The sequence below is a fragment of the Agrobacterium fabrum str. C58 genome (genome assembly GCF_000092025.1).
GTDB classification, from domain to species: Bacteria; Pseudomonadota; Alphaproteobacteria; order Rhizobiales; family Rhizobiaceae; genus Agrobacterium; species Agrobacterium fabrum.
Genome location: NC_003062.2, coordinates 1,669,661 through 1,684,724 on the forward strand (window position 1 = coordinate 1,669,661; position 15,064 = coordinate 1,684,724).

Annotated in this window: 14 protein-coding genes; 11 read left to right on the top strand and 3 right to left on the bottom strand. The window is 61.7% G+C overall.

Annotation, left to right across the window (positions count from 1 at the left end; all coding sequences use genetic code 11):
* Nucleotides 1–66 precede the first annotated feature (66 nt).
* The 6 genes from ATU_RS08255 (at nucleotide 67) to ATU_RS08280 (ending at nucleotide 7,097) form a co-directional block, all read left to right on the top strand.
* Nucleotides 67–1,959: a peptidyl-prolyl cis-trans isomerase gene (locus ATU_RS08255; protein ID WP_010971799.1), complete on the top strand. Its 1,893-nt coding sequence runs from the start codon at nucleotides 67–69 to the stop codon at nucleotides 1,957–1,959.
* A gap of 14 nt (nucleotides 1,960–1,973) precedes the next feature.
* Nucleotides 1,974–3,002 (top strand): anthranilate phosphoribosyltransferase, encoded by a 1,029-nt coding sequence (gene trpD, locus ATU_RS08260; protein WP_010971800.1) that lies wholly within the window; start codon nucleotides 1,974–1,976, stop codon nucleotides 3,000–3,002.
* A 10-nt stretch (nucleotides 3,003–3,012) separates the two neighbouring features.
* On the top strand, nucleotides 3,013–3,828 hold the full coding sequence (trpC, locus tag ATU_RS08265; RefSeq protein ID WP_006314425.1) for an indole-3-glycerol phosphate synthase TrpC: 816 nt from the start codon (nucleotides 3,013–3,015) through the stop codon (nucleotides 3,826–3,828).
* 7 nt (nucleotides 3,829–3,835) lie between these two features.
* Entirely contained in the window at nucleotides 3,836–4,327 is a 492-nt protein-coding gene (gene moaC, locus ATU_RS08270) for a cyclic pyranopterin monophosphate synthase MoaC (RefSeq protein WP_010971801.1), read from the top strand.
* On the top strand, nucleotides 4,328–5,545 hold the full coding sequence (locus tag ATU_RS08275) for a molybdopterin molybdotransferase MoeA (protein WP_010971802.1): 1,218 nt from the start codon (nucleotides 4,328–4,330) through the stop codon (nucleotides 5,543–5,545).
* Between the two features lie 481 nt (nucleotides 5,546–6,026).
* Nucleotides 6,027–7,097 carry a GGDEF domain-containing protein gene (locus tag ATU_RS08280; RefSeq protein WP_006314420.1) on the top strand — a complete coding sequence of 357 codons (1,071 nt, stop codon included), beginning with the start codon at nucleotides 6,027–6,029 and terminating at the stop codon, nucleotides 7,095–7,097.
* Between the two features lie 140 nt (nucleotides 7,098–7,237).
* On the opposite strand, the gene ATU_RS08285 is transcribed toward ATU_RS08280, so the two are convergent.
* The 3 genes from ATU_RS08285 to ATU_RS08295 form a co-directional block, all read right to left on the bottom strand.
* Entirely contained in the window at nucleotides 7,238–7,846 is a 609-nt protein-coding gene (locus ATU_RS08285) for a pyridoxamine 5'-phosphate oxidase family protein (RefSeq protein ID WP_006314418.1), read from the bottom strand.
* A 51-nt stretch (nucleotides 7,847–7,897) separates the two neighbouring features.
* A complete protein-coding gene (locus ATU_RS08290) occupies nucleotides 7,898–9,706 on the bottom strand; it encodes a monovalent cation:proton antiporter-2 (CPA2) family protein (protein ID WP_010971803.1) in 1,809 nt (602 codons plus the stop codon).
* Between the two features lie 292 nt (nucleotides 9,707–9,998).
* Nucleotides 9,999–10,367: a gamma-butyrobetaine hydroxylase family protein gene (locus ATU_RS08295; protein ID WP_006314414.1), complete on the bottom strand. Its 369-nt coding sequence runs from the start codon at nucleotides 10,365–10,367 to the stop codon at nucleotides 9,999–10,001.
* A 132-nt stretch (nucleotides 10,368–10,499) separates the two neighbouring features.
* On the opposite strand from ATU_RS08295, the gene moaA reads away from it, so the two are divergent.
* From moaA to mobB, 5 genes are all read left to right on the top strand, one after another.
* Entirely contained in the window at nucleotides 10,500–11,549 is a 1,050-nt protein-coding gene (gene moaA, locus ATU_RS08300; protein ID WP_010971804.1) for a GTP 3',8-cyclase MoaA, read from the top strand.
* 167 nt (nucleotides 11,550–11,716) lie between these two features.
* A complete protein-coding gene (locus ATU_RS08305; protein WP_010971805.1) occupies nucleotides 11,717–12,685 on the top strand; it encodes a DMT family transporter in 969 nt (322 codons plus the stop codon).
* A 1-nt stretch (nucleotide 12,686) separates the two neighbouring features.
* Complete coding sequence (locus ATU_RS08310; RefSeq protein ID WP_010971806.1) at nucleotides 12,687–13,886, top strand: multidrug effflux MFS transporter; 1,200 nt, start codon at nucleotides 12,687–12,689, stop codon at nucleotides 13,884–13,886.
* Nucleotides 13,883–14,539 (top strand): molybdenum cofactor guanylyltransferase MobA, encoded by a 657-nt coding sequence (gene mobA, locus ATU_RS08315; protein ID WP_010971807.1) that lies wholly within the window; start codon nucleotides 13,883–13,885, stop codon nucleotides 14,537–14,539. The genes ATU_RS08310 and mobA overlap by 4 nt, the downstream gene beginning before the upstream one ends.
* The gene (gene mobB, locus ATU_RS08320; RefSeq protein WP_010971808.1) at nucleotides 14,536–15,051 is read left to right on the top strand and encodes a molybdopterin-guanine dinucleotide biosynthesis protein B; all 516 of its coding nucleotides are present in this window, start codon (nucleotides 14,536–14,538) and stop codon (nucleotides 15,049–15,051) included. The genes mobA and mobB overlap by 4 nt, the downstream gene beginning before the upstream one ends.
* Nucleotides 15,052–15,064: the final 13 nt, after the last annotated feature.

Consider the following 15,064-nt stretch of genomic DNA (forward strand, 5'->3'; position numbering starts at 1 on the left):
ACGCCGATACGTTGCGGGCCGGAAGGCTGGCGACCGCGATGACGTTCCTGTGAGGTTTGCATAACGATGCTCGATTCCCTGAGAAATGCTTCTCGAACCATGGCAGCCAAGCTGCTGCTTCTCCTGCTTGTTGTTTCGTTCGGCGTCTGGGGCGTCTCCGCATCGCTTGTCACCGCCAATTCCCATGCCGTCATGACGGTGGGCGACCAGACGGTCAGCCCGCAGGAATTCCGCCTTGCCTATCAGCGCCAGGTTTCCGATCTCAGCCGCCAGTTCGGCACGAGACTGACGACCGAACAGGCCAAGGCCTTCGGCATCGATCGTCAGGTGTTCAGCCAGCTTGCGGCCGGTGCGGCGCTTGACGAACTGGCTTCGAAGATGAATCTCGGCCTTTCGGAAAACCGCCTCGCCAACCTCATCGCCGAGGACCCGGCCTTCAAGTCGGTCAACGGTCAGTTCGACCGTAATCTCTTCAGCGAGCGCCTGCGCAATTCCGGCTTCCGTGAAGACGACTATATCAAGGAGCGCAGCAAGGTTGCCGTCCGCAGCCAGATCGTCGAAGCCGTCTCCGATGGTTTTGCCGCACCGCAGGTGCTGGTGGATGCGCTGAAGCAGTATCGCAACGAACAGCGCGCCGTCGATTACGTCATTCTGTCCAACGCCGTCATCCCGCCGGTCAAGGCACCGGGCGACGACGTGCTCACACCCTGGTTCGAAACCAACAAGTCGAAGTACCGCGCGCCTGAGTTCCGCAAGTTCACCTATGTGAAGCTGGAACCGTCCGATATCGCCGAGCCAGCCTCGGTAACGGACGCGCAGATCGCCGATTATTATAACAGCCACAAGGACAGCTTCCGCACCGCCGGTCGCCGCACCGTAGAGCAGCTGACCTTCCCGGACAAGGAAATGGCTGCCGCTGCCGCCGAGCAGATCAGGCTCGGCAACACCACCTATGACCAGGTGGTGAAGGACCAGGGCAAGACTGCCTCCGATGTTACCCTCGGCGAATTCACCAAGGATACCATCCCCGACCAGTCGATTGCCGATGCCGCCTTCGCCATCCAGAAGGATGGCGGCGTATCGCCGGTGGTTGATGGTTCCTTCGGCCCGATCCTTCTGCGCGTCACCGGCATCAAGCCGGAAACCACCCGCACGCTTGATGAAGCCAAGGAAGATATCCGCAAGGACCTCGCCACCGCCGCCGCCGCGGAAGAAATCACCAATGTGCATGATCGCTATGAGGATCTGCGCGCCGGTGGCTCTTCGCTCGCCGATGCCGCCAAGCAGCTCAACCTGAAGCCCGTCACCATTGACGCCATCGACGCCGCCGGCCTCAATGAAAAGGGCGATGCGATCGAGGGCCTGCCGTCGCCGCAGCTCGCACAGGACGTGTTCAAGACCGAACCCGGCACTGACGCCCTGCCGATCAATCTCGGCCGTGAAGGTTATATCTGGTTCGACGTCGAGCAGATCATCCCTGCCCGCGACCGCACGCTTGCCGAAGTCCGCGACGATGTCGTGGCCGACTGGACGGCAGAGCAGCAGCGCACCGCGCTTGCAGCGAAGGCCGACGAGCTGAAGGCCCGCGTTGAAAAGGGCGAAACGCTGGAAGCCGTCGCCGGTGAGCTAAGCCTTGCCGTCGAGCAGAAATCCGGCCTGCGCCGCACCAGCGAGGATGCGATTTTCGGCCGACAGACCATCGCCGCCGTCTTCTCGGGCGCCGAAGGCGTGGTCGGCACCGCGGCCGATGCCGACGGTTCCAGCCGTATCCTCTTCAAGGTCACCTCGGTTGACGCCAATGCCCCGGCAGACGCGCTTGCCAATGACGACCAGCAGTTTACCGCCATTGCCCGCGCGGCCGGCGACGACATGCTGGATCAGATGGTCAACCGTCTGCAGAATGATTATGGTGTGACGATCAACCAGGCCCTCGCCGATCAGGCGATGGTCGGTTTCTAACCGGGGGGCGAGACATGGCCGAACTGAAGCCGCTGATCGCCAAGGTCGCGAACGGAGAAAGCCTGAACCGCGAGGATGCGCGCACGGCTTTCGATATTCTGATGTCGGGCGAAGCCACCCCGTCGCAGATCGGCGGTTTCCTGATGGCGCTGCGTGTGCGCGGCGAAACGGTCGACGAAATCGTCGGCGCGGTTTCTTCCATGCGTGCCCGCATGCTGCCGGTTTCGGCCCCCGCCAATGCCATCGATATCGTCGGAACCGGCGGTGATGGCATCGGCACCTACAATATCTCGACGCTGGCCTCGATCATCACAGCCGGCACGGGCCTGCCGGTCGCCAAGCACGGCAACCGGGCGCTGAGCTCTAAATCCGGCACGGCGGATGCGCTCTCCGCGCTCGGCGTGAGGCTCGATATCGGCCCCGATCTCATCGCCCGCTGCATCGCTGAGGCTGGCCTCGGTTTCATGTTCGCGCAGATGCACCATTCCGCCATGCGCCATGTCGGCCCGAGCCGCGTCGAACTTGGCACCCGGACCATCTTCAACCTGCTCGGCCCGCTCTCCAACCCGGCCGGCGCAAAACGACAATTGCTCGGCGTCTTTTCGCCACGCTGGCTGGTGCCGCTTGCCGAAGTGCTGCGGGATTTGGGTTCCGAGAGCATCTGGGTCGTCCACGGCGACGGCATGGATGAAGTCACCACCACGGGCGTCACCCATGTGGCCGCACTGGAAGACGGCAAGATCCGCACCTTCGATCTGACACCGAAAGATTTCGGTGTCGAGCCGGCCCTGATGAACGATCTCAAGGGCGGCGATGGCATCGCCAATGCAGCGGCGCTGCGCGAGGTTCTCTCCGGCAAGCGCAACGCCTATCGCGACATATCGCTGTGCAACGCGGCTGCCGCGCTGGTCATTGCTGGCAAGGCGGAGACGCTGAGCCAGGCGATGACGATTGCCAGCGATGCGCTCGACAGCGGCAAGGCCGCCGCGGCGCTCGACCGTCTGGTCGCCGTATCCAACGAAGCCAATTCAGGGCAGGAATGAGAGCGAGACCATGAGCGACATTCTCAAAAAGATCGAGACCTACAAGCTGGAGGAAATCGCCGCCGCCAAGGCCAAGGTTTCGCTGGCCGATCTGAAGGCCATGGCCGCAGACCAGAGCGCACCGCGCGGTTTCTATAAGGCGCTGCGCGCAAAGCAGGCCGCAGGCAAGTTCGGCCTCATCGCCGAAATCAAGAAGGCCAGCCCCTCCAAGGGCCTCATCCGCCCGGATTTCGACCCGCCGGCGCTGGCCGCTGCCTATGAGGCGGGTGGTGCCGCCTGCCTCTCGGTCCTGACGGATACGCCGAGCTTTCAGGGCGCGCCGGAATTTCTGACCGCCGCCCGTAATGCCTGCGCTCTGCCGGCACTGCGCAAGGATTTCATGTTCGATACCTATCAGGTGCATGAGGCCCGCGCCTGGGGTGCGGATTGCATCCTGCTGATCATGGCATCGCTTTCCGACGACGAGGCGAAGCGGCTCGAGGACGAGGCTTTTGCGCTTGGCATGGACGTGCTGATCGAAGTTCATGATGCGGAGGAAACCGAACGGGCGCTGAAACTCACTTCCCCGCTTCTCGGTATCAACAACCGCAATCTGCGCACCTTCGAAGTCGGCCTCGAAACCAGCGAGAAGCTCGCAGGCCTCGTGCCGGCCGACAAGCTGCTGGTCGGCGAAAGCGGCATCTTCACCTTCGAGGATTGCCAGCGCCTGGAAAAGAGCGGCATCAGCACATTCCTCGTCGGCGAAAGCCTGATGCGCAAGGACGATGTGACGGCGGCGACCAAGGCCCTGCTGACCGGCCACTCCGGCATTCTGGCCGCGGAATAATACGCCGATGAGCGATGGCCAGAAGCTCACCCATATCGATGCGAGCGGCGAGGCGCATATGGTCGATGTCGGCGACAAGGCCGAGACCGTCCGTGTCGCCGTAGCCGAGGGTTTCGTGAAGATGAAGCCGGAAACGCTGGCGCTCATCCGCGACGGCAACGCCAAGAAGGGCGATGTCATCGGCACCGCGCGCCTCGCCGGCATCATGGCCGCCAAGCAGACGGCAAACCTCATCCCGCTCTGCCACCCGCTGATGCTGACCAAGGTAGCCGTGGACATTACCGAGGACACCGGCCTGCCCGGCCTCCGCGTCGAGGCCATGGTGAAACTGTCTGGCAAGACCGGCGTGGAAATGGAAGCGCTGACCGCCGTCTCCATCGCCTGCCTGACGATCTATGACATGGCCAAAGCCGCCGACAAAGGCATGGAAATCGTCAATATCCGTCTTCTCGAAAAGAGCGGCGGCAAATCCGGTGATTTCCGCCGCCAGGAGAGCTGAATGAACCCGTTGCTGCCCGTGGACGAGGCCATTAAACGCCTTCTGGAAGCTGCAGTTCCGGTCACGGACAGCGAAACCCTGCCGCTTGCCGAATGTGATGGCCGCGTTCTCGCGACCGATCTGGCGGCCCGCCTTACCCAGCCTCCCTTCGATGCCTCAGCCATGGATGGTTATGCGCTGCGTAGCGCCGACGCGGCGGAGATCGGCTCGGTCCTCACCCTCATCGGTCAGGCGGCTGCCGGCCATGCTTTCGCGGGCACGGTGGGCAAAGGCGAAGCCGTACGCATCTTCACCGGCGCACCCGTGCCTGATGGCGCCGATACGATCCTCATTCAGGAAGACGCCGAACTGCTGGACGACGGAAAAATCCGCACCACCTTCGCTGTCACCGCCGGGCGACACATCCGTCCGCGCGGGCAGGATTTCACTGAAGGCGAAACGGCTCTGGAAGCCGGCCGGGAACTCGGCTTCACCGACCTGACGCTGGCGGCGGCGATGAACCACGCGGCACTCTCCGTCTATCGCAGGCCACGCATCGCCATTCTCGCCACCGGTGACGAATTGCTGCCGCCGGGGAGCGCGCCTGAACCCGCGCAGATCATCGCCTCCAACACATTTGGCGTTGCTGCACTGGCCCGGCAGGCAGGCGCTGAGGTTATCGATCTCGGTATCATCGCCGATGATGACAGCCTTATCCGCGCCGCCATCCGCAGGGCCGTTGCGGCCGGGGTGGACGTGTTGGTGACGCTTGGCGGCGCCTCGGTCGGCGACCATGATCTCGTGCAGGCGGCCCTGAAGGCGGAAGGCATGCAGCTCGATTTCTGGCGCATCGCCATGCGTCCGGGAAAACCGCTGATGGTCGGCGCGATCGGCAGCACGCAGGTTCTCGGCCTGCCCGGAAACCCGGTCGCAAGCCTCGTCTGCGGCCTGCTCTTCCTGGAGCCGCTGATCCGCAGGATCGCCCGTCGTGCGCCGCTGCAGCGCAGCACGTCGGCCCGCACCGCGACGCCGCTGAAAGCCAATGACCAGCGGCAGGACTATCTGCGCGCCCGTTTCAGCGCGGACGAAAACGGTGCGCTGGTGGCGGAAGCCTATGCGAAGCAGGATTCATCCATGATGAAGATATTGGCCCATTCTGATGGCCTGATCGTGCGCCCGCCACACGCGCCGGAGGCAGCGCCCGGGGCGATATGCCCGGTTATAAGGCTGAAGCCCTGACAGGCTGCGGGCCGGATTTCGGCCCGCAATGAGCAGGCCCTTTCCCAATCTTGCCGATTGGTCGCCTCGCCTTCACAAAATGGTGCCAGCGCCAGCCGCGGCAAACAGGGATAAAACTGTAGCATCCCTGTATATCGACACGAGGGATAAAAATAACCGCCTTAAAGCGGAGTCTCGCCGGCGCCATCCCTATCCCTTCGCGGGACACTTCTCCACATTGCTGTGCCAAAATAAATCAGATGAATCCCGTTATTGGGATTGACAGAATAAATGCGATGCTGGCACCAAGACGAACAGTAGAGGCAAAAACTACGGAAATCCTACAAAATGAAAATTACTGATGATTATCAATTAAATAAGATAAAAATAGACGAAAAATAAGTTTCAGGGAACAAAATTTAGTTTTCCATAAATTAAGCTTTCCAAAACAGCTCGTATAATAATAATCATAGTCGATAAGCAGACTCACTGGAGTTTCTTGATGAACACGGCATCCACGCCCAAAACCACGGGGCCCGACATTGCCGGGCAGATTGCCTATGCCATGCGGAGCATGGGTGTTTCGCCGATCCCTCGTAATTATAGTCTGTTTTACGAAGCCTATATCGGCTCGAACCCGGCGCTCACGAAAGATCTGGCGGCGCTTGGCAACCGGGTCACGCAGGAGGATCTGGACGAGTTGTCGTCGCGTTACGGCGAAGGCAATCCCAACCGCTCCATCGACGACGCGCAGGACAAACTGCGGCGCGAGCTGGAGGCGCTGCTGGGCACGCTGAAGCGCGAACAATCCTCCATCGAGAATTACAACCGCATTCTCGGCGAAACGCGCCAGCGCATCGATGACAAGAACGCCGCCAGCAACAATATTCTGAGAAATGCGATTTCACTGCTGGCCGATGCCACCGGCTCGAAAATCATCGATGGCGAAAAGACGTTCAACGACGTCAACCGCCATGCCGAGGAAATGCATCAGGTGCGCCTCGAGCTCGATGAATATAAGCGCATCGCCAACACCGATTCGCTGACGCGCCTCTCCAACCGGCGCGCTTTCGACGACCGGCTGGCCTCCGTTTATGACAGCTCCATCGGCCTGCAATATACCACGCTCGTCCTTCTGGATATCGATCACTTCAAGCGAATCAACGATACGTTCGGCCATCCGGTCGGCGACAAGATTCTCGCCACCGTCGCCTCCGTCATCCGCGCCAATGTGCGCAAGGATGGTTTCGTTGCCCGAAGCGGCGGCGAGGAATTCGCCATCATTCTCGATGGCAATACGCCGGAAGAGGTGATGGTGATGTGCGAACGCATCCGCCTGTCGCTGGAAAGCACGCCCTTCCGCAATTCGAGATCAGGTGCCGATTACGGCACGGTCACCATCTCGATAGGCTTCGCATCAGCCGCACGCGCCAGCAATCCCAGCGAGCTTTACGGCCATGCCGATACGGCGCTCTACCACGCCAAGGAAACCGGCCGGAACCGTTCCGTCTTTTACGAGGACGGCATGCAGAACAATTATACCGGCAAGAACTGGCTGATTTATCGGACGTGAAAATTAGAGGGCAGCAGCCGTTCCGTTGACGCCCTCATTCCTGTGATCGTCACAGGAATCCAGCCAGACCAAGTTCTTGGGCGGGGTGACACAAGTGCATGCCCTTTAAGTGCCAACCCGTTGCTGCGGCAATTGATGCCTCACCACATGGTCTTCGCCGCCCGAACCGCCCATTCCCGATCATAAGTCTCCTGATCGAACTCCGCCTTCGCCGCCTTGAGCAGCAGGCCGGGTGTCGGAAGCGAGGCAGGGTCGACGAAATTGGCGGGGTTCCACAGTTCCGAGCGCATCAACGCCCGTGCACACTGGAAATAGACCTCGTCAATCGTCACCACGATGACGGTGCGCGGATGTTTGCCATCCATCTCGAAGCTCTGCAGCAACTCGGCTTCGACGGAAACCACGGCGCGGCCATTGATGCGCATGGTCGTATTCGAACCGGGGATCAGGAACATCAGCGCCACCCGCGGATCACGCACGATGTTCAGAAGCGAATCGACGCGGTTGTTGCCGCGCCAGTCTGGCAACAGCACGGTCCTGTCATCGGCCACCCGCACCACGCCACCCTTGTCGCCGCGCGGCGAACAGTCCATGCCCTCAGGCCCCACCGTCGCCAGCGCGAGGAAGGGCGAGGCCTCGATCATCTGCCGGTATTCCGCCGTCAACGTGGCCGTCACCTTGGCGACCGAGGCTTCGCTCGTGCCGTCATAAATGGCCTTCAGTTCCTCAACCGTGCGAATGATCGTCATGTCAGTTCCAATCCCTCGAAATCACCCTGCGCCGCCGAAAGGCGCAATCCCTTATTCTTCCGCTTCCGCCTTTTCCCGCTCCGCCCGCTCGCGCGCGGTGCGCGCAGCGACGAGATCGGCAGGCTGGGCATTGCCACGGATCAGCGAACGGCCGGCATAGATGCCGCCGACGACTTCCATGGCGAAACGCTCCTCGTCGCGGTCGCGGAATTCCTCCACCAGGCGGGCGGCGTCTTCCCGCTCCTCGCCCATGGCACCCAGCACTTCCTCGCTGAAATTCAGCGCCGATTCCAGCGTCTCGCGAATCTGATAATCGACGCCAGCCTTCAGCAGATCGATTGCGTGGCCACGATCATAGGCACGGGCAAGAACAGGAACCAGCGGGAATTCATGCTTGACGATTTCCGCGATCCGCACGGCCGCGTCCTTGTCGTCAACGCAGATCAACACCGCTCGTGCCGTGCTGGCGCCCGCCGCGTGCAGGATTTCCGCCCGCGATCCGTCGCCATAATAGACCTTGAAACCGAACTCCGCCGCGTCGCGCACGAAGTCGGCATCCTTGTCGATCAGCGACAGCGTATAACCGCGCGCCAGAAGCGGCTGGCTGACGATCTGGCCGAAACGTCCGAAACCGATCAGCAGAATGCTGCCCTCGACATTCTCAGGCACATCGAGATCGTCGGTATTGGGAACCGCCGCCGGCACCAGCCGGTCATGCAGGATGACCATCAGCGGCGTCAGCACCATGGAGATGATGATCGTCGCCGTCAGAATGGCGTTGGCCTCCCGGTCGAGAATGCCGGCGCTGACGGCGGCTGAATAAAGTACGAAGGCGAATTCGCCGCCCTGCGCCATCAGCACCGCCCGCTCGAGGCTTTCACGCCGCGTAGTGCCAAGCGCCCGCGCCACGCCATAGATCAGGAAGGCTTTCAGCAGCATGTAGCCGGCGACGCTGACGACCACGAGCTGCCAGTTCGAGGCAATGACGGCAAGGTCGATAGCCATGCCGACGCCGAGGAAGAACAGGCCGAGCAGAATGCCGCGAAACGGCTCGATATCCGCCTCCAGCTGATGGCGGAAGGATGATTCTGACAAAAGCACGCCGGCCAGAAACGCCCCCATGGCCATGGAAAGACCGCTGACCTGCATCAAAAGCGCCGACCCCAGCACCACCAGCAGCGCCGCGGCTGTCATCACCTCGCGCGCGCCGGAGGCCGCCAGCAGGCGGAAGAACGGGTTGAGCAGATAACGGCCGGCGAGGATAAGCGCACCGACGGCGGCAAGCGCAATCCCGATCGAAAGCCAGCGCTCCGAGGCGGTCACATGCTCCCCACCCGAACCGAGAAAGGCGACGAGCGCCAAGAGCGGCACGATGGCGAGGTCCTCGAACAGCAGGATGGCGATGATGCGCTGCCCTTTCAGGCTCGACATGCTGTTGCGTTCCTGCAGCATCTGCATGACGATCGCCGTCGAGGTCAGCACAAAGCCGGTACCGGCAACGAAGGACATGATGACGGGAAAACCGAGGCTGACACCCACCAGCGTCAGGCCACCCATGCAGACCAGCACCTGCAATGCGCCGAGCCCGAAAATATCCTGCCGCATCGACCACAATCGCGAGGGCTGCATTTCAAGGCCGATGATGAACAGGAACATCACCACGCCCAGTTCGGCGACATGCAGGATGGCCTGCGAATCGGAAAAGAAACCGAGACCATAAGGCCCGATCACGAGGCCGGCGGCCAGATAACCCAGCACCGAGCCGAGGCCGATGCGCTTGAAGATCGGCGCGGCGATAACGCCCGCCGCCAAAAGCACGACCACCTGGGCCAGATCATTTCCGTTCGCTTCTACAGCCACACGCCACCCCGCTGAAAATCAATAAGACGAGGGTGCTCCCTCCCTCACTTCCTAGCGCATCGGCGTGAAAAGCGAAAACGATTTTCGTCGGGGACAGAGCGAGGATTCAACGGGTTAGTTGCTACAGGGACATGGTGCTTCAGATGTCCTGCGCTCCCTCCCTCATTCCTGTGCTTGTCACAGGAATCCAGTCAGCCCAAGTCCTTGGGCTGGAGAACACTCTTTTTCGCCGCACGGACGTGCGTCGGCTGGATTCCTGTGACAAGCACAGGAATAAGGGAGTGGCGCGCAGCTACCGGAAGCGCGGCTCCCTGTTCAGGCCCTTCTCCGCAAGCTGCCGCTCATAATCGGCAAACAGCGCGTCGCCGGTTTCACCCAGCTCCTTCAGATATTTCCAGGTGTAGATGCCGCTATCGTGGCCATCGTCGAAAACGATGCGAACCGCGTAATTGCCGGTGGCGACCATCGAACGGATCGTGACATCGCGTTTGCCGGGCACCGTGACCTTTTGTCCCGGCCCGTGGCCCTGCACTTCCGCCGAGGGCGAAAGCACGCGCAACATCTCGGCGCCAAGCCGGTAAATGCTTCCATCGTCGAAGGAAACGGTCAATTCCCGCCGGTCTTTCGACACAAGCAGCTCGGTCGGCCAGGCATCACTCATTTTTCATTTCCGCACGCTCGTCATATGCGTCAGAATTACGGACTTGCCTCAGGATAGGCAAGCCACTACATCAGCTATAAGCCACATAGTCGGCCCCGTGTGTCCGGCGCGTGACGCGGTGAGGATGGAGACGTGAACAGTTTTTCCGGCTCGCTTGAAAAAGCGAAAACCCTGACGGAAAACAACGCCCCGATGGTGGACCCCTTCGGCCGCGCCATCACCTATCTGCGCGTCTCCGTGACCGACCGCTGTGATTTTCGCTGCACCTACTGTATGTCCGAGCACATGACCTTCCTGCCGAAGAAGGATCTGCTGACGCTCGAAGAACTCGACCGGCTCTGTTCCGTCTTCATAACGCGCGGCGTGCGCAAATTGCGGCTGACCGGCGGCGAGCCGCTGGTGCGCAAGAACATCATGTCGCTGGTGAGGAACCTTGGTCGGCATGTCCAAAGCGGCACGCTTGACGAACTGACGCTGACCACCAACGGCTCGCAGCTTGCGAAATTCGCAGCCGAACTTGCCGATTGCGGGGTGCGTCGCATCAATGTCTCGCTCGATACGCTCGACGCCCAGAAATTCCGCCAGATCACCCGCTGGGGCGATATCGACCGGGTCATGGAAGGGTTTGATGCCGCGCAGGCAGCGGGCATCAAGGTCAAGCTCAACGCCGTGGCTCTGAAGGATTTCAACGACGCCGAAATGCCGGAACTGATGCGCTTTGCCCATGGCCGCGGCATGGACCTGACTGTCATCGAAACCATGCCGATGGGCGAAATCGAGGAAGACCGCACCGACCGCTACCTGCCGCTCTCGCAGCTGCGCGCCGATCTCGAACGGAATTTCACCCTTGTCGACAGCGATTACCAGACCGGCGGCCCCGCCCGTTACGTGACGGTGAAGGAAACCGGCGGCCGGCTCGGCTTCATTACGCCGATGACCCATAATTTCTGCGAAAGCTGCAACCGCGTCCGCCTCACCTGCACCGGCACGCTTTATATGTGTCTCGGCCAGGACGATGCCGCCGATCTGCGCACGGCACTGCGCGCCTCCGACAGCGATGCCTATCTTTCCGCCGCCATCGATGAAGCGCTGCTGCGCAAGCCGAAGGGGCATGATTTCATCATTGATCGCACCCACAACCGCCCCGCCGTCTCCCGCCATATGAGCGTGACTGGCGGCTGAGGTCGGCTGAACTTCTTTCTCGTCCACCCACCCATATAAACGGTTGAATTGCCAGCTCTACCGTGCCACGTCTCTATGCATGGAGGAATGCGTGGTCGTGGCTGGGAGGCTGCCCACTTCGCCCGGCAAGGGCGGCGGGATACTGCGCATGGTCTGGGATATTTGGAATGGCATTGACGGACAATACGCGCGGCGCACTTTTCATGGCGCTCGCAATGGCAAGCTTCACGGCCAACGATGCGCTGACGAAGTCCGTCACCCCCTACATCAATACCGGCCAGATCATGTTCGTGCGCGGCGTCATGACCGTGGTGCTGATCTATATCGCCGCCCGGCATTTCGGCGCGCTGCGGCCGCTGAAGACCCTGCTGCGGCCCATCATCATCCTGCGCTGTCTCTGCGAGGTGACAGCCGCCGTTCTTTATCTGACGGCGCTCGGCCTCATTGAATTTTCCAACGCATCGGCCATCCTGCAATCCCTGCCGCTGGTGGTGACGCTGGGGGCCGCACTTTTCCTGCGCGAGCCGGTCGGCTGGCGGCGCTGGGTAGCCATCATCGTCGGTTTCATTGGGGTGCTCGTCATCATCAGGCCCGGCCCTGAAGGTTTCACGCCGGGCGCGCTGCTGGTCGTCGCCTCGCTCGCCGTCACCGCCGCGCGTGATCTCCTGACCCGGAAAATGTATGCCGATGTGCCCTCACTCGCCATCACCGTCATTACCGCCTTCGTCAACATGGCGGTGGGTGGGCTTCTGATCGTGCCTTTCGGCGGCTGGCAGCCGATGAATTTCACCATCGTATCGCATCTGGCCGGTTCGGCCATTCTGGTGCTGGTCGGTTATCAGGCCATCATCCTGTCGATGCGTACGGGCGAGATTTCCTTCGTCGCACCCTTCCGTTACACCGGCCTGCTCTGGGGTTTCATGATCGGCGTGTTCTTCTTCAACGAAAAGATCGACAGCTACACGATCATCGGCGCCATGATCGTCATCGGTTCGGGCCTTTATACCTTCTATCGCGAAAGCCTGCGCAAACGCTCGCAAATGGCCAAGCGCGCGGCCGCGACACCCACAGCCGCAACCACGGTACGACCGGCTTCCGTTACGAAAGCTACCGTAACGGAAGAGGCGGGAGAATAACATGAAGAGCAGCCGTTTCCTCGACCGAACCACCCCGCCCCATATCATCACGCTTGTGGTCATCGCCGGCGTCGCGGCGCTGTGCATGAACCTGTTCCTGCCTTCGCTTTCGGCCATGGCGCTCTATTTCGAGATCGATTACGCTGTGATGCAGTTCGCCGTGTCGGGTTATCTTGCCGCCACCGCCTTGCTGCAACTGGTCATCGGCCCGCTCTCGGATCTTTTCGGCCGCCGTCCTGTGATGCTGGCCAGCATCACCATCATGATCGCCGCCACGCTGGTCTGCATGCTGGCGTCCGATATCACCGTCTTCATGATCGGGCGCGTGGCGCAGGCGGCCGTCGTTTCCGGCTTCGTGCTCGCCCGCGCCATCGTGCGCGACATGGTGCCGATGGAACAGGCCGCCTCGATGATCGGTTATGTGACCATGGGCATGTCCGTGGTGCCGATGGTTGGCCCAACGGTCGGCGGGTTGCTGAACGACTTCTCCGGCTGGCAGTCCAGCTTTGCGCTGCTTGCGCTTCTCGGCGCCGGCATTCTGGTGCTCGCCTGGTTCGATCTCGGCGAAACCAATCAAAGCAAGTCGGCGAGCTTTTCGCAGCAGTTCCATGCCTGGCCGGAGCTTCTGCGCTCGCCGCTGTTCTGGGGTTATGCGCTGACCTCGACCTTCTCGTCGGGCATGTTCTTTTCTTTCCTCGGCGGCGCGCCCTTTGTCGGCAGCGTGCTTTACGGGCTGACACCCGCCATGCTCGGGCTGCAGTTCTTTTTCATGGCCAGCGGTTACATGCTCGGCAATTTCGTCTCCGGCCGTTATGCCAGCCAGATCGGCATCAGCAGAATGATGCTGTCAGGCAATGTCATCGCCATCGCCGGCATCGTCACCGCCATCGCGCTGATAACCGGCGGGGCGGAAAGCGCCTACGCGTTTTTCGTGCCGCTTGCCCTGATCGGCGTTGGAAACGGTGTCACGCTGCCCAGCGCCAATGCCGGCATGGTCAGCGTCCAGCCGCATCTGGCAGGCTCCGCCTCCGGGCTGGGCGGCGCGATGACCATCGGCGGCGGGGCGGCACTTTCGGTGCTCGCCTCCTCGGTCCTGTCCAAGGAGGACGGAACCTGGCCGCTTCTTCTGGTGATACTGGCGACCGGCCTTGTCGCCCTTCTCACCACCTATGTCGTAAGGCTGCAGGAACAGCGGCAATGATCGCCCCTCCCCGAAAAATACCCGGTCTCGTGCCCCCTGGTCTCATATTGGCCGGCGGGCTGTCGCGGCGCATGGGCAGCAACAAGGCGATGGTGACGCTGGGCGATGCGCCGCTGCTTTCCCATGTCATCCGCCGCGTCACGCCGCAGGTCTCAGACGTCACCATCAATGCCGCCATCACCGACAAGGGCAGCTGGGCGGAGGGTTTCGGCCTGCCGCTTTTGCCCGACACGCTGAACGGCCATGCCGGGCCACTCGCGGGTGTTCTCGCCGGCATGCGGCATTTTCGCGATCGCGAGACCGCCGGCAGCCATTTCCTGACAGCGCCCGCCGACAGCCCGTTTTTCCCCAACGATCTCGTGGTGCGGCTTTGCGAGCACCTCTCGGACGATGCGATTGTCATCGCGGCCTCCAGCGGCCAGCTTCACCCCGTCTTCGCGCTATGGCCGGTGGCGCTTGCCGACGATCTCGAGGACTGGCTGAAGAACGATGCAAACCGCCGCATCCGTGCCTTTCTCGCCCGCCACGTCACCATCGGCGTGGCGTTCCCGCCGCTGGAAACGGCCAGGGGCAGCCTTGACCCGTTCTTCAACATCAACACGCCGGATGAACTGGCGCTGGCGCGCAGCCAGCTGGAGACTATGGAAACATGAGCAAGCAGAAGGTCTTCGGCATTGCCGGCTGGAAAAATTCGGGCAAGACCGGGCTTGCGGTGCGCATCGTCACCGAATTGACGGCGCGCGGCTACCGCGTCTCCACCATCAAGCACGCCCATCATGATTTCGATATCGACAAGGTCGGCGCCGATAGCTGGCGTCACCGCCAGGCGGGCGCGCACGAGGTCACCATCGTCTCCGGCACCCGTTTCGCCATCATGCATGAACTGCGCGGCGAACCCGAGCCCTCGTTCGAGGACATCCTCTCCCGCCTCGCCCCCTGCGATCTGGTGCTGATCGAGGGTTACAAATACGAGCCGGTGCCGAAGATCGAGGCGCGGCGGGTAGAGGCCGCCAAGACTGAGCCGCTCGCGCCGCTCGACCCGCATATCATCGCGATTGCCGCAGATCATGAGGTGGCGGACACGGCCCTGCCCGTTTTTGATCTCGATGATACAGGTGCCATTGCCGATTTCATCGAGAGGACGGTGGGATTGGTGAGGGGATAATTGCCCCTGGAAC